Source organism: Arthrobacter sp. A5 (genome assembly GCF_051131705.1).
GTDB lineage: Bacteria > Actinomycetota > Actinomycetes > Actinomycetales > Micrococcaceae > Arthrobacter_M.
In genome coordinates, this window is record NZ_CP180316.1 from 1,631,220 (window position 1) to 1,654,532 (window position 23,313).

Annotated in this window: 21 protein-coding genes and 2 pseudogenes; 12 read left to right on the forward strand and 11 right to left on the reverse strand. The window is 59.1% G+C overall.

Annotation, left to right across the window (positions count from 1 at the left end):
* Positions 1-92: 92 nt before the first annotated feature.
* The 5 genes from ACLLJI_RS07430 to ACLLJI_RS07450 form a co-directional block, all read right to left on the reverse strand.
* The gene (locus ACLLJI_RS07430) at positions 93-1,067 is read right to left on the reverse strand and encodes a hypothetical protein (RefSeq protein WP_434619728.1); all 975 of its coding nucleotides are present in this window, start codon (positions 1,065-1,067) and stop codon (positions 93-95) included.
* Between the two features lie 822 nt (positions 1,068-1,889).
* Positions 1,890-2,405, reverse strand: a complete 516-nt coding sequence (locus tag ACLLJI_RS07435) for a hypothetical protein (RefSeq protein ID WP_434619731.1) — start codon at positions 2,403-2,405, stop codon at positions 1,890-1,892.
* 29 nt (positions 2,406-2,434) lie between these two features.
* Positions 2,435-5,983 carry a MobF family relaxase gene (gene mobF, locus ACLLJI_RS07440; protein WP_434619734.1) on the reverse strand — a complete coding sequence of 1,183 codons (3,549 nt, stop codon included), beginning with the start codon at positions 5,981-5,983 and terminating at the stop codon, positions 2,435-2,437.
* A complete protein-coding gene (locus tag ACLLJI_RS07445) occupies positions 5,980-6,318 on the reverse strand; it encodes a hypothetical protein (RefSeq protein WP_434619737.1) in 339 nt (112 codons plus the stop codon). Before ACLLJI_RS07445 ends, mobF begins: the two co-directional genes overlap by 4 nt.
* Positions 6,319-7,038: 720 nt before the next feature.
* Positions 7,039-7,350 (reverse strand): hypothetical protein, encoded by a 312-nt coding sequence (locus ACLLJI_RS07450; RefSeq protein WP_434619739.1) that lies wholly within the window; start codon positions 7,348-7,350, stop codon positions 7,039-7,041.
* Positions 7,351-7,837: 487 nt separating this feature from the next.
* On the opposite strand from ACLLJI_RS07450, the pseudogene ACLLJI_RS07455 reads away from it, so the two are divergent.
* Positions 7,838-7,909, forward strand: a pseudogene (locus tag ACLLJI_RS07455) (helix-turn-helix domain-containing protein); the annotation flags it as partial.
* Between the two features lie 126 nt (positions 7,910-8,035).
* Here the strand turns inward: ACLLJI_RS07455 and ACLLJI_RS07460 are convergent.
* Positions 8,036-9,219 (reverse strand): IS3 family transposase gene (locus ACLLJI_RS07460; protein WP_434612585.1). Its coding sequence is split into 2 segments (ribosomal slippage): positions 8,036-8,979 and positions 8,979-9,219, totalling 1,185 coding nucleotides; the frame shifts between segments, so codons are not numbered across the junction.
* 89 nt (positions 9,220-9,308) lie between these two features.
* Here ACLLJI_RS07460 and ACLLJI_RS07465 point away from each other — a divergent pair.
* Positions 9,309-9,467: pseudogene (locus ACLLJI_RS07465) on the forward strand (hypothetical protein); the annotation flags it as partial.
* Positions 9,468-9,503: 36 nt separating this feature from the next.
* Here ACLLJI_RS07465 and ACLLJI_RS07470 read toward each other — a convergent pair.
* Together ACLLJI_RS07470 and ACLLJI_RS07475 are read right to left on the reverse strand one after the other, a co-directional pair.
* A complete protein-coding gene (locus tag ACLLJI_RS07470; protein WP_434619742.1) occupies positions 9,504-9,644 on the reverse strand; it encodes a hypothetical protein in 141 nt (46 codons plus the stop codon).
* A gap of 124 nt (positions 9,645-9,768) precedes the next feature.
* Positions 9,769-10,224: a very short patch repair endonuclease gene (locus tag ACLLJI_RS07475; RefSeq protein ID WP_434621346.1), complete on the reverse strand. Its 456-nt coding sequence runs from the start codon at positions 10,222-10,224 to the stop codon at positions 9,769-9,771.
* A 416-nt stretch (positions 10,225-10,640) separates the two neighbouring features.
* Here ACLLJI_RS07475 and ACLLJI_RS07480 point away from each other — a divergent pair, with 416 nt between their 5' ends.
* The 7 genes from ACLLJI_RS07480 (at position 10,641) to ACLLJI_RS07510 (ending at position 19,425) form a co-directional block, all read left to right on the forward strand.
* Positions 10,641-12,962 (forward strand): ATP-binding protein, encoded by a 2,322-nt coding sequence (locus ACLLJI_RS07480; RefSeq protein ID WP_434619745.1) that lies wholly within the window; start codon positions 10,641-10,643, stop codon positions 12,960-12,962.
* On the forward strand, positions 12,962-14,623 hold the full coding sequence (locus ACLLJI_RS07485) for a DEAD/DEAH box helicase family protein (protein ID WP_434619748.1): 1,662 nt from the start codon (positions 12,962-12,964) through the stop codon (positions 14,621-14,623). The genes ACLLJI_RS07480 and ACLLJI_RS07485 overlap by 1 nt, the downstream gene beginning before the upstream one ends.
* A gap of 3 nt (positions 14,624-14,626) precedes the next feature.
* Positions 14,627-15,217 carry a hypothetical protein gene (locus tag ACLLJI_RS07490; protein ID WP_434619751.1) on the forward strand — a complete coding sequence of 197 codons (591 nt, stop codon included), beginning with the start codon at positions 14,627-14,629 and terminating at the stop codon, positions 15,215-15,217.
* Entirely contained in the window at positions 15,217-16,536 is a 1,320-nt protein-coding gene (locus tag ACLLJI_RS07495) for a sigma factor-like helix-turn-helix DNA-binding protein (protein WP_434619754.1), read from the forward strand. Before ACLLJI_RS07490 ends, ACLLJI_RS07495 begins: the two co-directional genes overlap by 1 nt.
* Before the next feature lie 372 nt (positions 16,537-16,908).
* A complete protein-coding gene (locus ACLLJI_RS07500) occupies positions 16,909-18,123 on the forward strand; it encodes a DNA cytosine methyltransferase (protein ID WP_434619757.1) in 1,215 nt (404 codons plus the stop codon).
* A complete protein-coding gene (locus ACLLJI_RS07505) occupies positions 18,120-18,731 on the forward strand; it encodes an Eco29kI family restriction endonuclease (RefSeq protein WP_434619760.1) in 612 nt (203 codons plus the stop codon). Before ACLLJI_RS07500 ends, ACLLJI_RS07505 begins: the two co-directional genes overlap by 4 nt.
* Positions 18,732-19,104: 373 nt before the next feature.
* Positions 19,105-19,425, forward strand: a complete 321-nt coding sequence (locus tag ACLLJI_RS07510) for a hypothetical protein (protein ID WP_434619763.1) — start codon at positions 19,105-19,107, stop codon at positions 19,423-19,425.
* Between the two features lie 58 nt (positions 19,426-19,483).
* Here the strand turns inward: ACLLJI_RS07510 and ACLLJI_RS07515 are convergent, their stop codons facing one another.
* On the reverse strand, positions 19,484-19,711 hold the full coding sequence (locus ACLLJI_RS07515; RefSeq protein ID WP_434619766.1) for a hypothetical protein: 228 nt from the start codon (positions 19,709-19,711) through the stop codon (positions 19,484-19,486).
* 249 nt (positions 19,712-19,960) lie between these two features.
* Here ACLLJI_RS07515 and ACLLJI_RS07520 point away from each other — a divergent pair, with 249 nt between their 5' ends.
* Positions 19,961-20,095: a hypothetical protein gene (locus tag ACLLJI_RS07520; protein ID WP_434619769.1), complete on the forward strand. Its 135-nt coding sequence runs from the start codon at positions 19,961-19,963 to the stop codon at positions 20,093-20,095.
* A 187-nt stretch (positions 20,096-20,282) separates the two neighbouring features.
* On the opposite strand, the gene ACLLJI_RS07525 is transcribed toward ACLLJI_RS07520, so the two are convergent.
* Positions 20,283-20,846, reverse strand: a complete 564-nt coding sequence (locus ACLLJI_RS07525; protein ID WP_434619772.1) for a carboxymuconolactone decarboxylase family protein — start codon at positions 20,844-20,846, stop codon at positions 20,283-20,285.
* A gap of 82 nt (positions 20,847-20,928) precedes the next feature.
* Positions 20,929-21,729, reverse strand: coding sequence for an SDR family NAD(P)-dependent oxidoreductase (locus tag ACLLJI_RS07530; RefSeq protein WP_434619775.1), 801 nt, complete (start codon positions 21,727-21,729; stop codon positions 20,929-20,931).
* A 145-nt stretch (positions 21,730-21,874) separates the two neighbouring features.
* Here ACLLJI_RS07530 and ACLLJI_RS07535 point away from each other — a divergent pair, with 145 nt between their 5' ends.
* Together ACLLJI_RS07535 and ACLLJI_RS07540 are read left to right on the forward strand one after the other, a co-directional pair.
* On the forward strand, positions 21,875-22,480 hold the full coding sequence (locus ACLLJI_RS07535; protein ID WP_434619778.1) for a TetR/AcrR family transcriptional regulator: 606 nt from the start codon (positions 21,875-21,877) through the stop codon (positions 22,478-22,480).
* A gap of 306 nt (positions 22,481-22,786) precedes the next feature.
* Positions 22,787-23,224 carry a Fic family protein gene (locus tag ACLLJI_RS07540; protein ID WP_434619781.1) on the forward strand — a complete coding sequence of 146 codons (438 nt, stop codon included), beginning with the start codon at positions 22,787-22,789 and terminating at the stop codon, positions 23,222-23,224.
* Positions 23,225-23,313: the final 89 nt, after the last annotated feature.

A 23,313-nucleotide genomic window follows, 5' to 3' on the forward strand; every position in this document is an offset into this window, starting at 1 on the left:
GGAATGCTGCCGTCGGCAAGCCCCCTGAATGCCCGGTCCACCGAAGCACAATGACGCGTGCAGACTAGGTCCTGCCAATCATTCCAACTTTGCTACAAGTCGTCTACCTGCTTGAGTACCGTGCAGTACCCAGCTGCGCTTGTGATCGCCGCCGAGTAGCTCACGGCGGCAAGGGCCAGAAAACTAAGGGCTAGAAGTATCGTCTGCCAAATCTGGATGTTACTGCCAAGAAAAACTAGAATTGTGGCTCCGCTCAGGATTATAGCAACAAATACTAAGGTGCAGTACATCTCTAAACGGTCACGAAATTCGTCGTGTTGAATACGCAAATGTTGAGGCATCAACGACCATCTACCTAGGATGAAGCCTTCTAAGTCCCCATTAGTGTTAAGAAGATTGTCTTCCGTGGCCCGCAATTTGTTGCCGAGAGTAGTCGGCAGAAGTCTGGAAGGACGCGGGTAATAAGGAAGGTCGCCTTCGAGGTGGTCAAGCTTTGAGACCTGCCAAGGGTTGCAGTAGTCTTTCCACATAATTTTGTCCATGTCCGCAGTCTGTCTATCCGTAAGATGAAGGCTGAGCTTTTGGTCGCGAAATAGTTCCTCAATCGAACACACTATCGCAACAGAAATCCCCGCGGAAAGCATCCGCTCTCGCGCCGTCTTGAATGCTCGACGTTTATATTTCAAGATAGTTGTTTCACTTGATTTTTTCTTTCGCTCCTGACACTTCGTCATGAGTACTACGAAAAGATTTGCGAGCCAGCCTCTCCGCCAATATCCCTCGAGCATACGGATGGCGGAAAACGAGAATGCTTGTGTGATGACTGTCGCTATAACCAATAGCGGAAATACTAGAACTAAAAACTGAAACGGATCCTCTGCCAGTTCTGACACTGCCAAGGGAAGGTCAATCGAGTTAAGTGTGCGAAATTGAAATAAGACGGCTATTCCGGCCGTGAGCAGTGCGGCTGGCAACCAGGACGTCAGGCTCAGCTGATCCAATACCTTTGCAGCTAGGGCGGAAAGGCCGTCACTTGAGGCTGTCGGTTTAGTCTCTTCTTGCGCCACGGTCTTTTCTGACCTATGACCATCGGTCCAAGGCCTGCTTGTGGCTCTGGTCGAGCGTCGGCGTGCCCTCCGCTGTGAAGGTGATGTCATGATTCAGCTTGGAACAAAATCAAGGCATAGGCTCGAAGGCGCGCCGGGGCCATTCTTCTGAAAGGCTTTCGTATCCAGTTGATCAGTTTTCCCTGTTTGCCTTAGCCTCGAACTCGGCTTGACGGTGGATGTGTTGCCTGACGGCCGTGAACGGCGTCCTATGCCGCAATGGGTGAGGGGTGGACAACAGTGGTCCCGAGCAGTTCGGACCCGGTTTGCCTGGGCCAGCCTTGGGGATTTTTCCTGGCGCCGGTAGCGGTCCTGGCCGGGATGTGATTGAGAAGACGGCATTTCGTGTCAAAAACCGGAGCGCCCGACTCAAAGATCATCGGTGGTTCTCGTCCTCGGCATCCGATTCAACCGCTTTACCCATTCGCGAGGACCGCCCTATTTAGCTAACGTTCACCGTTGTCGAGGAGCCTCGTCCTGGCCTGTCAGGATCCGCACTTTATGATCCTGACCATGGCGAGAGGATTCTGTTCCTTGAGGAATGATTTACAAAGGTTGTCGACCGATCACGACATATTAGGCTCCTGAAGACGCCGCAAGAGCCGGACTAGTTTCACCGACACTGGTACGACGGTAAAGTAGCTCGAGCATGGTCGATTTTGAATGGCCGGATCCGAATAGCCGTCAGCAGTTATGCCGAGCTCTGGAGGTGCTCGACGCATCGAAAGTCAGGATTATCGGCTCTCTGGAGACATCCAAACGTTCGCCGTCTCCAGCAGTGACCTACTCCACGGCGGGCGCAACAGCTCGGCAGTCCGATTCGGCGATTCGGTACGTTGGCGGCCAAGGCCGTCCGATGTGTACCTGTGCAGGATCGGGAGTGATGAGTAGGACGGAGCCTGGCCAGTATGTACCGCCTTTGCCCTCGATCCACGCTGGCTGTTGGTACCCGAATTGGTCCCAGTTGATGGTGACCCAGGCGCCGGTAGGCTGCACTTCCTGGACACTGAGGACGGTGACTTCGGCCGTTGTACCGCCGGTTTGTCTGGCTACCTCGAGTTGTTGCCACTGAAGTCGTGCGTTTTCGTACCAATGCCGGGCTCGGCGGACCTTGATGGTCCAGCGAATTGCCAGCAACGCCAGCAGTACGAGAAATACGGAAGCAATGGTCGCCAGCCATGCGGGGGCTGGCCAGTTGGCCATAGTTGCGGGAACTAAATACGCCGCACACAAGCCCACTAAGATGCTCGCCACGAGGAGGGGCATCGAGATAATCGTTGGTTTGATCATTGGGTTCATGACCGCAGCGCTTCCTTTCGAGACCTAGCTTAGATCGCGGGGCCGACAGAGATAAGGGGTTGTCGCGCAATAGGTTCAGGAAGCGCCGTCTGGTCCGCCGGTGCATGATGCGCCGCACCCTCCGTCATCGACTGGATTCGGCATTCGAGGTCCGCTCGATGCTGCATCTGCTCCCATTCGTAGTGCGCAGGGATTGGACCGAGCGGCTCGATGTGGGCATCAACGCTCCATCGGTCACGGTACGCGGCGACTTCTGTAACGACGGTTGCCAAGCGGTCCACCGCGACTGTGGATCCGACTTTTACGTTTAGCGCATGGACCCAAGGAGGACGGGCAGTAAGAGCCTCTCGAGCCACGCGAACACGGCGCTGAACGGTGCGGGAGCGAACCTGATCGATCATGTCCCGCAAGTCTGCCCGGTCGCTGTGCAGCGACTCTTGAAGGACGCCCAGAGATTCATGGGATGCATTGCCGGCGACTTGGCGAAGTCGTGCGTGGATAACGGCCATCTGGTCCTCGGCGTCCCCGGGATGGCGCAGCGCGTTCTCCAGCACGCGCTCGGCAGCCAGCGGGTTGACGGCCACGGCTCGTCGCCACGCCGCCACTCCTGCACCCCAGGCGGGTGATTCTTGAAGGTGAGTGCCGCCGTCGGGCATCAGTTTTTCAACGACAGCGGTAAGGTGCTCGGCAGCGGCAAGCTGGGCAAGATAGTCATATTCCGCCGCGAGGCGCTGGAGCGTGTCGCCCTTGGCGAGTTGAGTCTGGCGGACTTCATGCGCCGTGCGTTCGGAGCCTTCGGAGGCCAGGACCTCGCCAAGAATTTGGAGCCAATTCTCTGCCGGCTGCGTAATTCGGGGTTCGTCAATAGCGGGGTCGGACTCGCACACGTATGCGGTGTTGCTGGTGCGGCCGCGGGTCATGCCGACGTAGAAGAGTTCGCGGGTGAGGCGGCCTTGTGTGAGGACGGTGTGACTGGTGTCCACGGTGATGCCCTGTGAGCGGTGGGCAGTTGTCGCGTAGCCCAGCTCTGCCGAGGTGAGTAGGTAGACCGGGTCCAACCTGATGTTGGCGCCGGTGTCCAGTCGCCGGGCAGCGACTTGATTGCCCCTCCGCGGTCGCTCCGTGATCTGGAGAAGGGTGCCGTTGCGCAGATAGTCGCCGTTGCTATCGGTCAGCTGGCGGTTGTTCTTGCGGGCAATGATCCTGTCGCCGCGCCCCGCAGTCAGTCCATCACTGAGGTCGACTGTATGTTCGGCATCGACGCGGCCTGACTCGACCAGATCAGCGTGTGCGCGTTCGTTGAGAGTGGTCACGGTGTCGTTGTCAGGGGCGATAAGGATGGATGACTTACCGGCATGTAGGTCACTGGCCCAGGCTTGGTAGGCGGCTTCGACCATAGCGGTGAAATCGCCGTGCGAGATACGACCGTGGGCCGTGTACTGGTCGATTGCTTCAATATTGCCGTCGCGGAGCATGAGCGAAGCATCGCCTTCCCACGCGTGCGTAAACCGGTGAATGCTCGTCAGCTCAATCGCTTTTCCCTCACGGTGCAGCCAGCCAAGGATACCGCCGGCGTCAATGGAATCGAGCTGGGCGGGGTCACCAACCAGCAGCAGTTTCGCGCCCGCGTCCCGCGCCTGGTGCACCAGCCCCGCGAGTTGGACGGTGGAGAGCATCGAGGCTTCATCCACGATGACGAGCTGGTGCATCGTGAACTGCCACAGCGCCTGTTGGAGCGACAGGCTGGCGAGGTACTTTGCGGTCAAGTCGCGTGGACTGTTCGGCGCCGTCTCCAAAGCGTGGAAACGATCGGCCCTATTGCTGGCACCTTGCCCAACACTCTCATAGAGCCACTTGGCCACGTTCTCTGCCACAATACCCAGCTCCCTAGACAGAACCTCAGCGCTCGCAGCAGCAGGCGCAAGCCCGACGACGCTTCCCTCACCGTGGCTGCATTCCCACGAGGCCCTAATGGCCGCCAAAGTGGTCGTCTTGCCGGACCCGGCCGGTCCGACGATTGCATCCAGGCGGTTGCCGCTGGTCAGCACGGTCTCCGCGGCGGCGCGTTGGTCTGCGGCAAGCCGATAGCTGGCGGTGTGCCGGTACGCGGAGAGCAGATCGGCGGCTTCGGCCGAACGGACGGCTGGACCGCCGTCGTCGTTCCTGGCATTCATGACGAACTCTTCATTGGCGAGCGTGTTGGAGTCCGTGTAAAGCCGAGTACCTGGGAAATCGAAGACGCTGCGACCGGCGTAGCCGAGGTCTTCGCTGGCATTTAGTGGCAGCCGGTAGCGGTCGTGGTTGAGCGGAACGGAATGGGATTCTGCCGCGGTGGTGACGGCGTCGATCAAGAAGCGGCGATCGGCGGGGGAGTAGCAACGGATGTCGGCGCAACCGCGCTCGGCCTCGGCAAGCAGATTCCAACGGTTCCAGGTAGCCCTCCTCTGCGCGACTCCTTCGCGCGTGAGTAACGCGGCGGCGTTGATCCAATCCGGCGAGAGGTCCGTTGCCCTGACAGGCCGCTGTATGGAACGGTGGATGGCGCCTTCGACGACGGCACTCGGGTTCTGCCCTTTGGCTTCCGCCCGCTGCCGCCATCTCGCGCGGAGCGCAGGCAAAGGTGTGGGGGATTCGTCCTTCGGTTTGCGTGTGGATAGGGTGGCTATCTGGCGGAGCTTGATGATCGTCGTGGCACTGGGCTGTCGGCGGTGCTCGCGGGTCCACTCCTGGCTGAGTCTCTCAGCTTCGGCGTCGATGAGCCGCGAACGGTTGGAGAACTCCTTGATGAGCTCCGAATCGATGCCGAAGAGCTCATGGCCGGGATTTCTCTGCGCCGTGGTTTGTGGACGGAACTCGGCGTCAGTACCCAGCTTGCGTTGCAGCTCGTCGAAAAGCAGGCCGTTGTAGTGTTCGCTGGCGGCAACGACGGCCTTGTACAGCATCCGGGAATCAAGAGTGGTCCATGCCCCGTCACTGAGGCGTTGGACACGGTTGGCTATGACTAGATGCGTATGGAGCTGGGGGTCGCCGGCCCGGGAGTCCCAATGGTCAAAGGCTGCGGCAATGGCTCCTTTTGTGCCGACGTGGGCGACGCCGTTGCGGCCGGTTCTCGTGTGGATAGCTTCCTGCTCCAGCCACGTGAGAGCGGTGGTGACGGCAGAGTGGTGTGCTCTCAGTATCTGCTCCTGAACGTCTTTGTTGGCGAGCGCCCAGAGCACGGAGACGGATTTGGGGACGCTAAATGTCAGGTCGAATCCTGAGACCGCATGGCGTTGCTTCTCCTCGCCGTTCTGGTAGGCGACGGTGATCCGGCCATGTGGCCGGCCCAGGATTACCTTGGTGTCTGGATGGGCAGCGTGTGTGAATAAGGCGTTGGCATCTGCGGACGTCACTGGGTCTTGCAGTTTTCGGTCAATGCCGGCCAGCCCGAGGCCGAGCCAGCGTCCTTGTGGGGTCCCGGCCTTGATGTAGTAACTGGTGACGTCGGCGACGGGTTTGATCAGGTCGTCCTGCATCGTGGTTTTCAGCAGGTATCTGAGACCGACGCCGGCGGTCAGCTTGGCAATCGAGACGGTCAAGGTTCGCTGACCAGACTATTTGTCCGCCATCCGCGACGCTGGAAAATCTCCTTGGTGGCCTTATCCAACGGGATGCCCAGCCGCGACGACAGCTGAAACAACCTGCCCGCGATCTGCATCAGCTCCTCGGAATCGGCATGCTGACCGTGGAGCAGACGTGCGTTGTCCAGCTGCAGCTCGGTGACCTGTGCCTTCAGCTCGGGGATTTCACTACATAGGTCGACGTTGACTGATGCCAGATCGCGGAGTCTCGTGTGGAGTTTCCCTAACTCCTGATCGTGCCGGTTGACTTCATGCTCGAGTTGGTCACGGGCGGTTTGCTGTGCTTCGACCAATTGACGCTGGAACTTTGTGACGGCGCCTTCTCGATTTATTCGATTCTCTATCGCGGCGACGGCAAACTGCGCGCGCAGTGACTGTGCCGCCTTTAGCTGGTGACGCTTACGCCACTCCCGATCTCGATGCCTATGCGAGCACTCCGGAGAGCAATACCGCTGGGTGGACCGCCTCGGTTCAAACGACTCTCCGCACTGGTTGCATATCTTCGTATTCATACCCGTTCATAGGGCTGGTGAAGCTCCACGGCATGACTGCCCGTCGGGATCTAACCAGACGGGCAGGACCTTGGATGCCAGACGTGTGAAATGGGCTGAGTTGGGCGGTCCTATAGGCGGCTCGATCAGGAATGTTGGCGAGTGACGGAAGTGTGTGAAATGGGCTGAGTTGGGCGGTCCTATAGGCGGCTCGATCAGGAATGTTGGCGAGTGACGGAAGTGTGTGCACGAACCGGGATCGGTGGGATTGCTGTTGCTGACGGCCAGCTGCCGTTACAGATGAGGTAAAGGTGGGCGGAAGAGCCGGGCGGGCGCGTCGCCTCCATCGCCTACTCGATCTTGCGACAAGACTGGGAAAACGGCATCATAACCGATTTCGAATGGGAAGACCTCAAGATCTAGAATTCCGTCCCGCTGAAGGTTTCCCGCCGGGACAGCGGTGCGTCCAAGCTTGGGCTTTGATGCGCTCTACGGTCCAACTGTCACTCTGCAAGAATACAACTAGCTTTTACTCGTTCCACGCATTCGCGCTGGAACATGATCCGGAAAATCTTCTTCCCCGATGCCTCCGATTCCATAGAACGAATCCAGGAAGCCTTGCGTCTGGACGACTAATTGCTCTCTGGACATTTTTGAAGAACTGCCTGACTGGGCTGACGCTGGATCAGCCGTGGGAAAGCCGATAGTGAACCCGTAGTTTCCATCAGCCGGCCCGTTCAGCCAAGCGAAGTTGTAGTTGACTGTCCCATTTGGCTCGTATCTCTCGCTGATGCGGAACAGTTCGTGATCAACGGAGACTTCGAAGGAGTCCATATGGCGAGCATAATCTCATTCACTGCAGCCGTCCGTTTACCGCACCCCGGTCGACGTCCAATGGCGAAACACGTTGCGCATGGCGGTTGGCTTGGACCGCCGGCTGATGTCCCGCTTTGGGTTCGGTAGAAGGACGCGACAGGCGCCGCGCGGTCACGATCGGTCGAAATGGGATGCTAGTTCTGTGGAATTGAATACAACCACAGCAAGCCCCGGCAGCCCCGGCACAGCACGCCCAGGACAACGAACGAAAGAGGAGTCACGATAAAAGGCAGGCGTGACCACACCCTCCGAGCAGATCTCGAAACGGGCCTGAACCGCTTTGGCGTTCACGGTTAGACCTATGACCCCACACAGGGACAGGCTTCGGTTACCCTCACTTCCGGCCAGCACCGTGGCCAATTCCACGGCGTCCAACGCCGGATGGTTCTAGAATCGAGGCATGTCTCCAGAAGTCCGGGAGAGCCTCCACCCGGAATGGGATCTGATGTACCGGAGAGGCCTCTCCTTCCGCCGAATCGCGGACCTGTGCGGTGCTCCGGGCAGTACCGTGCATCGCCACCTACAGCGACGGTCCATTCTCGACCCTGGCTTGCGGAACGACTACCTGGCCAATAAACCTATACAAGTGCGCGCCGAACTGAGCTGCCGCGAGGAATTCGGACAGCGGAATTGGTGGATTCTTCTACGCTGCAAGGGCTGGCTGTTGATAACCATAGTGGACTTCATTAGGGCGTCGGTAATCGAGCGCAGAGTGTCGGCGCCGACTATTGTAAAACCCCTCAATATAGCGGATCACGTCGCTGCGGGCTTGTGATTTCGTCGCGTAAACGGTCCGGTAGACACGCTCGTTCTTGAGCATCGAGAAGAAGGATTCCGCCATACTGTTATCCCAACACACGCCCGTGCGGCCCATCGATGAGCGCATCCCCAAGCCGGTCACCAAGGCCCGAAACCCGGCCGAGGTATACACGCTGCCGCGGTCGGAATGCCAGATCGCGTCCGGCTCTATCAGGGTCGTTGCGGCGGCGTTGTTAAGGGCGTCGGCGACGAGTTCGGTGCGCATGTGATCGGCGATGGACCAGCCGACGACCTTCTTGGAGTAGCAGTCAATGACGGTGGCCAGGTAGATGAACCCTTGCCAGGTGTGGATGTAGGTGATGTCGCCGACAAACTTCACCCCGGGGCGAGTGGCGGTGAAGTCACGGTTGACGAGGTCGGGCATGTTGGCCGCAGCCAAGGCGTCGGCCTCGGTCGTGACCCGGAATGGCCGGGGTTGGCAGGCCACAAGGCCCTCCTGGCCCATGAGCTGCCGCACAAGTTCGGGTGAACATTCAGTCTGCTCCGCGGCGAGGTCGGCGTGGATCCGACGATACCCGTAGGTGCCTTCAGACTCCTCGAAATAGTGTTGGATCCGCGCTATCAGGGCCTTCCGGCGAGTGGCAGTCGCCGATTGCGGGCGCGTCAGCCAGTGGTAGAAGCCGGACGTCGAGACGCCTAACCAGCGGCACATCTTCACGACCGAATTCAGGTTGGCGGGCTCAGTTTTTTGGGAGTCGATGTATTCGTACTTGCTCACTACCGCTGCTCCCGCGCGAAGTAAGCGGCCGCTTTTTTTAAGAAGAGAGTCTCGGCTCGAAGCTCCTGATTTTCCCTCTCGAGCTCCTTCAAGCGAGCCCGTTCCGGCAACGTCAGGTCCGTCTCGGTGCCCCCGTTGGCCTCACGGTATTTGTTCAGCCAGTTGCGCAGAGTCTCGGGGCCGACACCGTAAGCGGTGGCAACATCCCTGATGGGTCTGGACGTGTTGATCACCTCACGACACAACTCGTCTTTGAACTCCTGGGTGAAACGCCGGCGTGCTGCAGTCATGCTGATCTCTACTTTCAGTAGACCCCCATTTTAAGAGGGCCCACTGTCCGAAAACTCCACAGCAGCTCAAACCTTCCAAGGAATGGCTAAGACGACTCCAGCAGCTGCAGAGCTTCATGGCAGAAACCAGCAGGACACCCGTCACAACCGGCCACACAAAGATTGAAAGAGGCCTCGCCCACTGGTTGAGCAGGCAACGCGTGCAGGAGCGCCATTTACAGCTCACTGAGTCGCAGCAAAAAGCCTTGGATGATACAGGGGAGTGGAGAACCACCGTCCGGGAACTACAGGACACTGCCCGCTGGTACTACAGACTCGGCCAGACGCAACAGTTCCTCAAAGATCAGATCCGTTGGCCCCGCTACCACGGCTTCGACACTGAAGAAGAACGGGTTCTGGGTGTCTGGCTGCATGGTCAACGGCATAACAAACACCGGCGGCTGATATCCCCGGAACAGGGCCACCAGCTAGATAAAACGCTCCCCGGCTGGGACCAGCCACACCGCGGACCTGTCATCATAAGCCCATCGTAATTGGTATTCGTGCCCGTCAGTTTCGGCCGTCTCGTCCGTTGGACTGATCACCTTTGAATGAGGAAAGCTTTGGCTCTTTTCTTAGTGGCTTCGAGGGTAGACGACCCTTCACTATTTCGGCTAAACGGTGCGCCGCAGCCAGGGAGTCCTCGTGTTCCCAGATGCGGACTACGAGCCAGCCATGCTCAGCGAGGGCACGATTTGTCTCTTGATCCCGCGCAACGTTGCCAGAGATCTTGTCTGACCAAAAAATGGAACGCTGGACTGCGGGTCTGTAGTGCTCGGGGCAGCGGTGCCAGAAGCAACCGTCAACCATTACGGCAACCCTGGCCCTCAGGAAGGCGATGTCGGCGGTTCGCCGCAACTTGGGGACTGGCCGAAAATTGACCCTGTATCCTCCCAACCCAAGAGAACGCAGGGCCTTCCTGAGTGCGACTTCAGGTTTAGTGTCCCCGGCTCGGACCTTCGCCATACGGCTACTGACCAGCGGATCGATTTCGACGGGATTCTCTTCATTCACCCGGCGGTGCTCCTTCCACTCCCGTCATGGACATCTCTCTAACAAGCGTGCGCCTCTGCCTACAGCTTCGACAGCCGCCACCAACTCTCACGACCACGTGGTCGGCAAGGACCTAAGCGTTCGTTGCTGGCCTACCCGAACCACCTCGCAGCCCCCGGATGCCGAAATCCCGACTAACAAGGCCGTGAGGTGTACTGGAACCGAGAATCGACCATCGGCTCGATGGCCTGCCAGGGGACTCCAATGGTCAACAGCGTCGGTTGGAGGACCGACACCGGAAACTTGTCAGATCTAGACGTTATGCTGGAGATCCATCGTGCTTTGGGGAAAGTGGACTCCACTGCTACTGCCTAAGAAAGAAGTGGCTTGTGGATATTACACCCTCACCCCGGATATTGCGCATGCTCGGGGAAATCGAGTTCGCCGAGTGGCAGTGCATAGCGGAACTCATTGACAATGCCTTCGATGATTTCACCGAAATCCTCAAATCAGGCATGGCTTGGCCAGGCGGTTTCAGAGTGAGTGTGGCGCTCCCGGACGTTAGAGGCCGGCTGGAGGATGCGGAAGTCATGATTCAGGATTCTGGTCGCGGGATGAGCCGGGCAGCGCTCGAAAATGCCGTTCGTGCCGGCTGGTCGAGCAATGACCGTTGGGACAAATTGGGGCTCTTCGGCATGGGGTTCAACGTAAGCACCGCACGTCTCGGTGGCAGGACGCAGGTCCTCACGACCCAAGCTGGGGATCCGGAATGGACCGGTGTTGAAATCGATCTGGGAAGAATCAACCAGGATTTTCAGGCTAAGGATCTGAGCGAGGCCAAAACTGATCTGAGTGAACATGGAACCAAGATCATCATCGGACAGCTTAAAACGCGGCATGCTCAATGGCTCCAACGCAATGCAACCCAGCTCCGCGAAGTACTTGGCCGCACATACAGCTGGATTCTGGACTCGTCCCCCATCGAACTCTGGGTAGGAGGTGTACAGGTCCGTCCACGGCGTGCCTGCGTCTGGGGAGAAGACCGCTACGTTACCTATGGTTCCGGGAAAAACACCGAACAGATCCCCGCTGTCATCAAAATCGATCAACCGTACAGCGCCGCGGATGCGTGCGGTCAATGCGGAAATTGGCAAGAGATCGGCTACAACACGTGCCAGGAGTGCGCTTCTCCCATCCTGCAGACACGTGAACGGCGTATCCACGGCTGGCTCGGGATCCAACGTCATCTGGACAAACGTGAGTACGGCGTCGACTTCCTTCGTAACGGCCGGAAGATTCTCCAGTTCGATAAGAAAGTCTTCGACTGGACTGACCCCAATGATCCTGTCGCCGGAACCACCCCTGAGTACCCCGTGGAACTGGTGCATATGGGTGGCCGCATCGTCGGCGAGATCCATCTCGACCACGTTCCTGTCACCTACAGCAAGGACGCGTTCGAGTACAGCGACCGTAGCTGGCGGGGAGCGATGGACTTTCTAAGGGGACAAGGACCGCTGCTGCCCAAATCTGCGGAACGTCTCGGCTATCCAAGGAATACGAGTCCGCTCGCCCGGCTCGTGGAAGGTTACCGGCGGGTCGATGCGGGCAGGCGGAATCTCGTCCCCGGCGACGGCAAGGGCCCCATCCACAACCAGACGCGCGAATGGGCGCGGCACTTTTGGGCTGGCGTACCGGAGTATCAAACAGACGCGAAGTGGTGGGAAGCGGTAGAGAGCCACGAGAGTCGCAAGAACTCTGACAAGGTGGCCACCGCGACTGAAGGATCACCGGATCAAGCTGACGTGGATGCTGTATTGGCGGCCCTTGGGGGGATTACCACCGCCATGCCTGAGGCGCCGGAGGAAGCTGGGCGGGAGGCGGCGAAAGTTGCCCCGCCCAATGAAACGGTGCAGGAACGACTGGATCGCCTCGCCGTCGATTCCGTAAACATTCCTGAGCTCTCCCGCACGTTCGGCTTGCCCGAACTGGGATCATTGGACGTTGAAACCTTTGCCTCAAAGACGACTCCCTTGCTTGACGAACTGGGCAACCGCACACCGGTGTGGCTAAAACTCGGTGCTGGACGCGCAGCCAAGGCGTTTCTCGATCCCAAACACCCGCTTTTTGCGCGTTTTGGTGCTACCTATGCTGACGCATTGCTCATGGAGGTGGCTCCTCTGATGAAAGTCCGCGCGGAGACTACGCTGAGCCTCACCCAGATCATCGCTGAACTCCGCACGGCTTGTCTAATAGATACCGCGATCGACTTTGCCACTATCAAAGGCCAGGCGTACGACCTGGTCCTTGAGATCCGGATGCTGGTCTCAAAGCAGGTTGAGGGCGAACCCCAGCGCGCAGTTCAATATCTCACCCCCGACGAGCGCACCACGATCGAAAACGGCATAGTCAGCGAGGGTGGTCAATACACGTCTGACGTATGGAAGGACGGAACCTTCCTCCTGTACGCACCCCCGCTCTACCTCGTTAAGCTCCTGGAGTCATGGCCTGAAGCCTTCATGGATGGCAAGGTGTTCCGCGGGCCGTACTCTTCCCTGGCGTCACCCGCCACCCAGCGGTTGAGCGTGGCTAAGGTTGTTGGCTATCTCAACGATCTTGCCACCGTCCTGACCGCACAGACGACCCCTTCGGTGGCGCAGCTTCAGCGCATCCGATGGAGTTGCGACCTGCTCTCCAATGAACTTTCTGGATAATGACCAGCTTCCTTAGCGCCGAAGCGCTCCTGGCCCGGGGACCCGTTGGTTTGACCCTTGCGGTGGAGCGCGCGTTGTGGCATTTGGGGTTCTCGGATGTCCGAGTGATTGACGGTGCGAATGATCACGGAGCTGACATCCTTGCCGTACGGGATCGGGCGCAGTGGGTTGTGCAATGCAAATGGTCTAGTCGTGGGCCTGTCGACCGTACGGGCGTTGATGATATCGAACGCGCCCGGACACGATATGGCGCGGATCAGGCAGTTATCGCAACCAATACTAGCCTCAATAGGCCGGCTCTTGAGCGTCTTGCGGCCCTCGGGGGAGTCGGAATACGGACCTTCGTCTGGCACGGTGCGACCCTGAGCAAGATTTGGTCTGAAATGCCGGATCGGGTTCCTCAACGCTATGCGCTCCGCCCCTATCAGGAGAGCGCAGTCGAAGCCATCGAACGTGACCTGGTACGCGCGGGACGCGCGCTCTTAATTCTCGCAACCGGCTTGGGCAAGACAGTCGTAGGAGGCGAGGTGATCCGCCGCCACCTCGAGGTAGATCCCAGCGCCAGAGTTCTAATCGTTGCGCATATGAAGGAGCTAGTCGATCAACTGGAGAAGGCCATTTGGGGTCATCTGGACAAGAACACGCCCACTCAGGCTCTTCACAGTGATAGCAAGGCCCGCTCCTTGGACGGGGTAACCGTCGCCACCGTGGACTCCGCCCTTACGGCTGTTAAGTCTGGATACCGCCCCGGGCTGATCATGGTTGACGAGACACATCATATGGGTGAGGAGGGCATGTTTTCGGAGCTGTTGGACCTTTGCCCTGACTCACAACAGTTCGGTGTCACGGCAACGCCCTGGCGGGGCGACAAGTTCGACATTACGGACAGATTTGGTCCTTCATCCTACAGCTTAGGCATCGCCGAAGGCATGTCCCAGGGCTACCTGGCAAAAATCGATTATCGGATGTATGTCGACAACCTCGACTGGGACTTCGTGAAATCCGCCAGTGAACACGGGTATTCGTTGCGCGAGCTGAACCGGGCGTTGTTCCTGCCTCAACGGGACGAACAGATAATTGATGAGCTGCGCATCGCATGGCATCAGACCAGGCAGCCGCGGGCGATCCTGTTCTGCCAGACGATCGACCATGCTGAGCGTATTGCCCAGCTGCTCAAGACGGCCGACCCGGCTTGGCAAAATGCGGCATACCTTCATAGCGGACTTCATCGACAAAAACGTCAAATCCTGCTGAACGCATTCCGGATGGGCCGCGTACCAATTATTACCTGCGTCGATGTGTTCAACGAGGGCGTCGATGTCCCGGATGTCAACCTAATAGGATTTCTGCGGGTGACCCACAGCCGCCGAATTTTCGTCCAACAGCTGGGGCGGGGACTACGCCTGCGTGAAGGCAAGGACTCCCTGCGGGTTCTGGACTTTGTCACGGATATCCGCCGTGTGGCCGCGACCTTGAATCTGAAGCGGTCACTGGAGACTTTAGAAACGGAGGAACTGGCCCTACCGAGTGCCTCTTCCGTAACTTTCAATGACACGCCTGCAGGATCTCTATTGAATTACTGGATAGAGGATGCCGCAAGCCTGGAGACCGCATCCGATGAGGTTCAGCTGAACTTCCCTTCGCCGATAGGGCTTGACTGAACGATGGCGGGATTGCTTCCGGAAAAGATCGAACTTGAGGTTGTGACCCACTTATTCGCTGACGCCGAGCGCCTGAAATGGACGCATATGAACCTGACGGAACGGTCGAGACAGTACAAGGAATGGTTGCTGGACCCGCGCATCGGGGGGACTCTTTGCCGATTCATGGCCAGCGAGGAAGCCCGCGTATGGATCAAAGACGGCCCCATGAAGGAGTTCGCGCGAGCCGTCCATGGCCAGGGGAAGTACGGGCACCTCATAGCCAGACGCGCACCGTCGCCAGAGCATATCGTTCGGAAGGCCCTCGGTGACGAATGGCAGGTGATCCCGGGAAGTCAGAAAATAAAACCGTTGAGGGTCACTGCATATGGTGATGACGAGGAGATCACCTTTGCATGGGGTCCCGTACGCGATTACAAGCATCTCGTCTGGGCTGCATTGTCATCACTTGCCGGAGGCGAGACCCGGAGCTGGGTCTTGTGCCTTACAGCCTCCTTCGTCAATCCCACCCCAAGGAACGTGCAAGCCCACAACATCCGGTTGGCCGAGCGCTGCGGACTGAAAGTAATCCATCTCTCACTGACGGAGGGGTAATGACCAGCGACGAAACTTCGCAGGAAAACGTCGACTTCGTCGGGGCGATATGGCATGGCCTGGACGCCCGTACTCGTAACATTCTGGAACTTCGGTTGCTGGGCTTCACGCTCGACGAAATAGGACAGGACCTGCTTGTCACGCGCGAACGCGTACGTCAGCTGGAAAAGAAGGGCCGGAACCTGCTGAAATCGGCAATTTCCCTGGTCCTTCCAACCCTCGCAGCCGAGCTGGACCGGTTGGCCGACGACGTCGGCGCCTTCAATATCAACAGTGTGCAAGATACGGCTGAAACCAAATGCTCACATGGCATTGCTGCCTTTTTGCAGTCCATGGGGTATCAGCACTGCCAAGTGTGGGGGCGACGATTTCCGGACTGGTGGGTGAAGGACCCCACTATCGTTCTCAGTTCACTCAGCGCGCTGATTGAGGATGCCCCGTTCAAGGGCGACGAGTTCGCTGACCGTTGCTCATCGGCGAAGGTTCCTGCGGGCTTTCCTATTGAAGATGCCCTGACGGCACCGGGATCCGGGATTCTTCAAGACAAAAGCGGCGGCTGGATCCGCCGCTCCAGCAAGAGCGCAGACTCAGCTTATCTCTGGTTATCGGAGCGGGTGGAGCCGGCCGAGGCAGAAGAAATCGCCGCCGAAATCGGCGCTGTATCCGCCAGGGCGCTGTCGGAAGTGATGCGCAGAAATGACGCCCGTTTCACGCAGATTAGGCCAGAGGGAACATGGGCCCTCCGAGAATGGAGCCATCTCAGTGGCACTACCTATAGAGACGCCACGGAAGCCGTGATCGACGTCCTTCAGGACTTGGGTCCGCTGACCCTGCCGCAACTAACGGCGGAGACAATCCGCCGCTATCCGGTCACCCCGTGGCGGGTAAACCAATGCATTTTCAGCTCAGACGTGGGGAAAACAGAAGACGGTACGTATGATCTCATCCGTCGCGGCGCTACGCCGATACTTTTGCAGGAGCCTGTCAAGCCGGAATATATGGCTGAGTCGGGTAATACGGTAGCAGTGAAACTTTCTGTCAACGCCGAGTTGTTGCGGGGCAGCGGAATCGGCGTCAACGTCTGGCTGACCTGGAAGTTGGGCCTTCATACTTATCCCTCTCATCTCGACTTCGATGGGGTTACCCCGGTCACCGTTCGCCGCCTCTCGGGCGGACCAAGTATCTCGAGCTTGCGGACTTTCGCGCAAGAATTCGGACTCCAAGAGGGATGCTCCCTATTCGTCATTTTCAACACCAACGTGATGGTTGTGGAGCTTCGCCACGGCTGCGCTGCCGGCTGTCCCAACGGTCTTCCTTAGCTCACCGGACTTCCAAGTCAACCCGCTAAGGCTGATCCCGCCACCGTCCCGGCATGCTCAAGGACGCCTCATCCGTCCTGTCGGACGGACGCCATTGCTTCAGGGGAGAATAAGTCCGTGGAAGATCATGATGACGCGTACCGAGGCGCTCCTGCGCTGGGAATCTTCCACTCGGTTCAGACGAGAGATGCTGTGGCTCAGACAAGGGATGGGTGGCCATATTTTGAGGCCAATCCGCGCGGAAACGATGCACGGGGTGAGCCGTTGTTTGAGATCAGGTTCGGGGACGGTGAGTGGATGCTCGTGGTGCAATCTGATCTGACACCCTTATGAAGGCAAAAGAGCACGGCAGCTTTCGGCTACGATATTCGAATGCGATCAGTTGAACTCTTTGCCGGCGCCGGTGGACTAGCTTTGGGATGCGAGCTGGCAGGGTTCAACTCTGTCAAGACCGTCGAATGGGACCGCTGGGCGTGCGACACCATGCGCGAGAACAAGGCGCATCAATACCCACTCGTAGCTGACTGGGACGTCGTTGAATCGGACGTCCGATTGGTCGACTGGTCCGGTGTTGACGAAATCGATTTGGTCGCCGGAGGACCGCCCTGCCAGCCTTTCAGCATGGGCGGGAAAGCACGGTCCGCCGACGACAAGCGGGATATGTTCCCTGCGGCAACGGAGGTCATTCGTGAGCTCAAGCCCCGTGCGTTCATACTCGAGAACGTTCGGGGCCTGACCCGATCGGCATTCAGCAACTACTTTTCCTACATTCAATTGCGTCTGGCTCATCCGCTCATGGTTGCCCGCGACGCAGAAACCTGGGCCGATCACTACGCGCGACTACAGGCTGAGCACACTTCCGGTCACAACGAGGATCTTGAATACCAACTGGTTCCTACACTGGTAAACGCCGCTGATTACGGAGTTCCCCAGCAGCGACACAGGGTGTTTCTTGTGGGATTCCGCTCAGATCAGGAAGCCGAGTGGTCCTTCCCTGCTCCCACGCACTCCTACGATGCTCTGCTCCATGATCAGTGGGTGACAGGCGCATATTGGGAACGACACAAGGTCCCTGTCAGTAAACGTCCACTGCTCACTGATCGCGAGAATCGGAGGGTGGAAGGGCTTAGGAAACTGACACAGAGTGAGTTGGGAGGCCGCCCGTGGCGAACGGTCCGTGACGCATTTGAAGATCTTCCGGAGCCGACGGTCAAGGGCTCAAGGGTCCATTTGAATCATTTGCTGCAACCTGGGGCGAAGGCCTATCCGGGCCACACCGGAAGTCCCTTGGACCTCCCAGCCAAGGCACTGAAAGCAGGAGGACACGGCGTTCCGGGAGGCGAGAACATGTTGCGCAGAGTTGACGGCACAGTCCGCTATTTCACAATCCGGGAAAGTGCCCGCCTGCAAACTTTCCCGGACCGCTACGAACTCCACGGCGCCTGGGGTGAAGCCATGCGCCAGCTCGGAAACGCGGTACCTGTAAAGCTTGCCCAGGTCGTTGCCGGAAGTGTCGCACAACATCTCGCGATGGCCGAGTTCCGCGCCAATATGCTGGCGCAGGACGCGCTGCAACCCGCCCTATGATCCCATTCAATCCACTGGATAAGAGAAACTTAGGGATAAGCGTTGCCAATGCCATGATGCTCATGGAGCCGGTACCGCTGGCAGCCGTACCAAATCAGCCCGGAGCCGGCATATATGCGATCTACTACGCCGGCGATTTTGAGCCGTACCAACTGCTATCGGATTTAAACTCCGGCCCCGAAGGCCCCCAGTACCCAATCTATGTCGGCAAGGCCATCCCGGAGGGTGGGCGGACAGGCCTCGGTCTGAGCGACGGCGTAGAAACCTTCACGTTGCGCAACAGACTTCGGAACCACCAGCGGAACGCTGTGGCAGCTGAGAACCTAAACGTGGATCACTTTAGCCTCCGTCTCCTGACTGTGGAGCCCATCTTCATTCCGTTGGGCGAGACGATGCTGATAACGCAAACAGGACCAGTCTGGAACACGGTTGTTCCAGGGTTTGGTTCAAATGCACCCGGCTCGGGCAGAGAGGGTGGCAAAAAATCCGCTTGGGATACCCTCCATCCAGGCCGCAGCCACAGCGCCAGCCTTCCCAGTCGCACTGAAACCCCGGCTCATATCGCGCAAGAAGTGCGTGAATATTTACGATCCCGCCATCAAGTCTAGGATCCCAGGAACCCGAGCCTAGTTAAAATCCGTGACGGTTTCCTGGCCCTAACGGCCGGACAAGCGAATACCGTACACCAGCGCGTAGCGGCTAGCTCCCATTCCGGCGGTCTGCAGCAAGAAACGCCGTAAACACAACAGGATCGAAACCGACGGAGCCTGCGACGGTGGGACCGGCCACCGCTGGCCGCGAAGCGAAACGCCACTGATCCTTGCCTCTGTCACGGCAGCGGGGGAACGTTCACGCATGATTGACAGGGCGTCATGGAACCCAGCATGGAGTCGAACTACATCCGCTACCAGAGCTTGTGAAAAGTGAAATATCCGAGGATCACTGATGGACATCGGGTATGCGGGTGACCGTTAACAGAGAATGGCGGGTTTTCCGCAGCTCAGTTTGGCGGTTTTCGCACCGTTGGCCTGGCTTCGCCGAGCGTCAGGAGTCGACTGTGATGCCGGCTTTCTGGCGCGCCCGTTCGACGGTGCGGTAAACAGTGGAACGGCCCACGGGGAACTCAAACGCGAACGCGCCAGCGACGCTGTCGTCGGCCAGATCCACCGCTACATGGGCTACGTACAGGAGGAGCTATTGGAACCGGGACAATCAGTCGAAGGCGTCATCATCGCCCGGGAAGATGACCTTCGCATCCGCCGCGCCCTGAGCATCACCACGCGGCTCCATTGTGGTGCCTGATGGGTCCGTGCGAGGAGGATCTCTGTGATGGGTTCATCGATCCCGGGGATATCGGCAATCAGCCGATCTCGGATGGCAGGGATTTGGAGGTCCGCGAGCAGCTCGCCGGTCTGTTGGTCCCGGGAATTGATCCTGTATCGAGGATCATGGCCCACAGGGTTCTGGCCCGCGATATGGCGACCTGGCCCTCCGTGGCTTCGAGAGTGCCCTTGAAATGCTCAACGGCGGCACCTGAGTTGGGATACGCGGTGGCCATCGGCAGGGTGATGGTATTTGTCGACTGCATGTCGACGCGGGAGTCGTCGCAGAAGGGGGATAGCGCTTCGACCAATGCCGCGTACGGCCGTGGTTTTCCCGTTGTCTAGGTAGCGTCGGTGAAGATGACGAGCGCTATCTCCCTTGCCGCTCTTGGAGCTGGCTCAAACATAGTGCCGTGCCGGCCGTCACCGGCCCTTGGTGTGGTTCGACAGAGGCGTGCATTTACTTGGAGTCAGGATGTCCACGGCGGGTGCTTTCCTTTGGAAAAGTATCGGAAATGAGCATCATGACCATCATTGGCATCGATCCGCACAAGGCTTCAATCACGGCGGTCGCCGTGGATCACAGTGGCAAGAACCTTGGAACGCGAAGATTCACTATGAGCAAGGGAACCGGGCCCGGTCTGGTGTAATGGTCATCGACTTTCGCTGACCCAACATTCGCTGTTGAGGGCGCCAAAGGCTTGGGCCACAGCATCTCCCAGTTCCTGGTCTCCCACGAACAGGTTGTCGTGGATGTCCCGGCAACGGTGTCTACTCCGGCAACCGAACGACTGATTTGTTGAGGACAGGCTTCTCTTGGCAGGCGTTGCGACGACATTAGGCCGTTGCGGCTGCTTCGTGCCAGGCGAACTTCTCGAACGGCGCGTCGACGGGCGTTTGTGCCAGGTGGTTGGTGTAGTTCGACATCACTTTCTGCGAGACGCCAAGGACGACTTCGAGGACCTGGCGCTTGGTGAAGCCAGCATCCAAAAAGGCCTGCACGGCGTCGTCGTCCACGTTTCCTCGCTCACGCACCATACCCAAAGTGAAGGTGCGCAGGGCCTCCAGGCGGGCGTTGGGCAATGGCGTTTCATTGCGCAGCGCTTCGGTGATTGCATCGTCCACCTTCATGGATTTTGCAATACCGGTGTGGGCCGGAACACAGTACGTGCAGGAGTGTTCGACGTTAACCGTCTGCCAGACGACAGTCAGTTCGTCCTTGTCGAAGCTCGAGTTAAGGAACAGCTGATGCACCAGCTGATAACCCTCGAGCAGGCCGGGCGCCTCGGCCATGGTCGCGTGCAGTCCCGGGATCCTCCCGTTCTGCTTCTTCGACTTGGCGAGCAGAGCCTTGCTCTCTTCGGGTGCTGTGTCTTCGTCGTGCCGTTGGAAATCAATCATGGGTGTCTCCATTTCAGTCTCGGCCGGCCATCGCCGGCCAGAGGTTGAGGGAATCTTCGAAGAGTGTCTGGTAAGTCGCCGGTCAGATGCTGTTGTGGTCTTTGACTGCACCTTCCAGCTCGCCCAGTCCCGGAGCAATCGCGGCATCGACCGCAAGCGGGTCGGTGACGTTAAGCTGCTGCAGACCTCGGCCTTCCTCGGGAGTGGCGTTGATTTCGTGATCGCCCGCTGCGAGCCCGGCCATCACGTCGGCCACGACGTCGGCCACTGGCCGGCGCGCCCAGTCGGCGTTTTGGGTGCTCATCATTGCCGTGTCCGTGGCGCCCGGGTAGACGGTCGCGACGTGCACGCCCGTGCCGTGCAGTTCGCGCCGCAGAGACTCCCCGAAGGACGCCAAGCCAGACTTCGTGGCCGCATACACCGCGTAGAACGGCATGCCCACCAGCGCGATCCCGCTGGAAATGTTCAGCACCAGACTTCCGGTGCCGGCTCCACTGCTGCGCAGTCGCGGAAGGAGGGACCTGGTCAGAAGCAACGGTGCTGTGAGGTTCAGATCGATCATCGAACGGACCTCCTCTTCACTGGACTGCTCCAGTCGGCCAGCCCGGACGTTGCCGGCGTTATTGACCAGCAAATCCACGGTGTCCCAGGATGCGACCGCCTCGACCACTCGGTCGACGGCATCCGGCGTCCTCAAGTCCTGCACCAGGAGTTCGGCACTGCCGCCGGCGGCCTGCACCAAATCCGCCGTCGTCTTCAATGTTTCTTCTTTGCGTCCGACGAGCAGCAGGTGACCGCCCTTGGCAGCGAACTCGAGGGCCAGCGCCTGGCCGATTCCCTGGCCTGCACCGGTGATGATGCCGCGGCGTTTGTTGAGATCCACGATGAAGCTTCTTCCTGGTTGAGGTCGCGGGCCGCAGACACGACCCGGGGGAACGAACTCTCGTTCTGTACCAAACGGTACCATATCTTCAGGGCTTTGTTACCGAGAGGTACCAAAGCCGTTCCAGGCGACGTAGACTGAGCAAATGAGCTTTAGCGTGAATGCCGCGATCGGTCGCCCGAGACTCTTCGATGAGGAAGCTGTACTCGCCAAGCTGACCGCTCTGTTCTGGCGCCAGGGGTACGGCCAGACCTCGATGACGGAGATCGTGAGGATAAGCGGGGTCCACAAGCCGAGTCTTTATCGCACCTTCGGCACCAAGGAAGAACTCTTCGCGACCGTGCTGCGCCGCTACCTCGCCGAGCGGATTGCAATGTTCGCCGCACTGATCGAACAGGCCGGGCCAGGGACCGAGGGCGTCCACAGGTTCCTGGAGCTGTTCGAAGTAGACGCGATTTCCGAGCGGGGCCGCGACGGGTGCCTGATGGTGATGGCCTCCAACGAGCTGCGTGGCACCCTGCCGGGCTATGACTTCTCGAAGAGCTACCGACGACAGATGCGCGAGCAGATCCGCACCCTCATCGATCGGGCCCTCCCCGAAGGGGAGGCCGATTCTGCGATTGCCCAAGCGCGTACGGACCTCGTTATCACTTACCTGTTGGGGTTGCAGGTCATCATGCGTTCGGGGGCCGACGCCGATGAGATCCACCAATACCTCAACGCGATGCACGTCACCGTCGACACGTGGTGAAGCCCGTTGCGCGCAGCGCGCACCTGCCCCGCCCTTGAACTGCAGTTCCCGGCCGGTGTCGGTGCCGTCAGTTCCAGGACAGCTGATACACCACTGGCGTTGGTTGACGTAACGACCTCAGCGCCGCGGGTAAAACTCCCGCAACTCGCTACTCGGAGCGAAGAATCGACCGCTGGAGCAATGACCACACAGGGCGCATGTGAGCCCCCGTTTTCGCGGCGGAGTACTTCACCCCGTCCTTTGCAGCAAGCAGACGGGCGATCATTCACCGCGAGGCGCCATTCACGTCCCGCCCCGCCGGAACTCGTGCCGGAGTTGATAGCGGACCCGATGCTCTTCTGCAACCGTCCCGACGTACCCATCATGGCGCAGGCGGCGATCGGGGACGCCCAATTCGAATCCATCCACCCGTTCACCGACGGCAACGGCCGCATCGGGCGGACCCCGATCGGTGCGATCTCCCGCCGTCGCGGGCTCACGAAGAACACGCTCACTCCGATCGCGTCCGCGATGATCGCCGACGTCGGCTCGTATTTCAGGCTGGTCAATAACTACCGGTCTGGTGATGCCGATGCGTTCGTGCTCTACCTGGCGCACTCCGCGGTCCGCGCTTCGGAGGTGGCCCGGGAATCCGTGGCCGCACTCGATACCCTGCCGGCCATGTGGCTGAAACTTGCCCGGTCTCGCAAAGGATCCGCGGACGAGAAGATCATCCCGTGGCTGCTGGAGCGGCCTGTGTTCTAGAGCGCCGCCGCGTGTGGGACGCGACCCAAGTCCTCGACGAGGCCTACAGGCTCAACAACCGGTTGGCCTTCACTGGGAAGACGGGCTGA

What these genes read in the sequence shown, in the direction of transcription:
- ACLLJI_RS07435 (WP_434619731.1), bottom strand. Translation starts at nt 2,405, where the DNA reads ATGAACCCAATGATCAAACCAACGATTATCTCGATGCCCCTCCTCGTG.
- ACLLJI_RS07450 (WP_434619739.1), bottom strand. Translation starts at nt 7,350, where the DNA reads ATGGACTCCTTCGAAGTCTCCGTTGATCACGAACTGTTCCGCATCAGC.
- ACLLJI_RS07470 (WP_434619742.1), bottom strand. Translation starts at nt 9,644, where the DNA reads ATGCCGTTGACCATGCAGCCAGACACCCAGAACCCGTTCTTCTTCAGT.
- ACLLJI_RS07475 (WP_434621346.1), bottom strand. Translation starts at nt 10,224, where the DNA reads ATGGCGAAGGTCCGAGCCGGGGACACTAAACCTGAAGTCGCACTCAGG.
- ACLLJI_RS07485 (WP_434619748.1), top strand. Translation starts at nt 12,962, where the DNA reads ATGACCAGCTTCCTTAGCGCCGAAGCGCTCCTGGCCCGGGGACCCGTT.
- ACLLJI_RS07490 (WP_434619751.1), top strand. Translation starts at nt 14,627, where the DNA reads ATGGCGGGATTGCTTCCGGAAAAGATCGAACTTGAGGTTGTGACCCAC.
- ACLLJI_RS07495 (WP_434619754.1), top strand. Translation starts at nt 15,217, where the DNA reads ATGACCAGCGACGAAACTTCGCAGGAAAACGTCGACTTCGTCGGGGCG.
- ACLLJI_RS07500 (WP_434619757.1), top strand. Translation starts at nt 16,909, where the DNA reads ATGCGATCAGTTGAACTCTTTGCCGGCGCCGGTGGACTAGCTTTGGGA.
- ACLLJI_RS07505 (WP_434619760.1), top strand. Translation starts at nt 18,120, where the DNA reads ATGATCCCATTCAATCCACTGGATAAGAGAAACTTAGGGATAAGCGTT.
- ACLLJI_RS07510 (WP_434619763.1), top strand. Translation starts at nt 19,105, where the DNA reads ATGGCGGGTTTTCCGCAGCTCAGTTTGGCGGTTTTCGCACCGTTGGCC.
- ACLLJI_RS07515 (WP_434619766.1), bottom strand. Translation starts at nt 19,711, where the DNA reads ATGCAGTCGACAAATACCATCACCCTGCCGATGGCCACCGCGTATCCC.
- ACLLJI_RS07520 (WP_434619769.1), top strand. Translation starts at nt 19,961, where the DNA reads ATGAGCATCATGACCATCATTGGCATCGATCCGCACAAGGCTTCAATC.
- ACLLJI_RS07525 (WP_434619772.1), bottom strand. Translation starts at nt 20,846, where the DNA reads ATGATTGATTTCCAACGGCACGACGAAGACACAGCACCCGAAGAGAGC.
- ACLLJI_RS07535 (WP_434619778.1), top strand. Translation starts at nt 21,875, where the DNA reads ATGAGCTTTAGCGTGAATGCCGCGATCGGTCGCCCGAGACTCTTCGAT.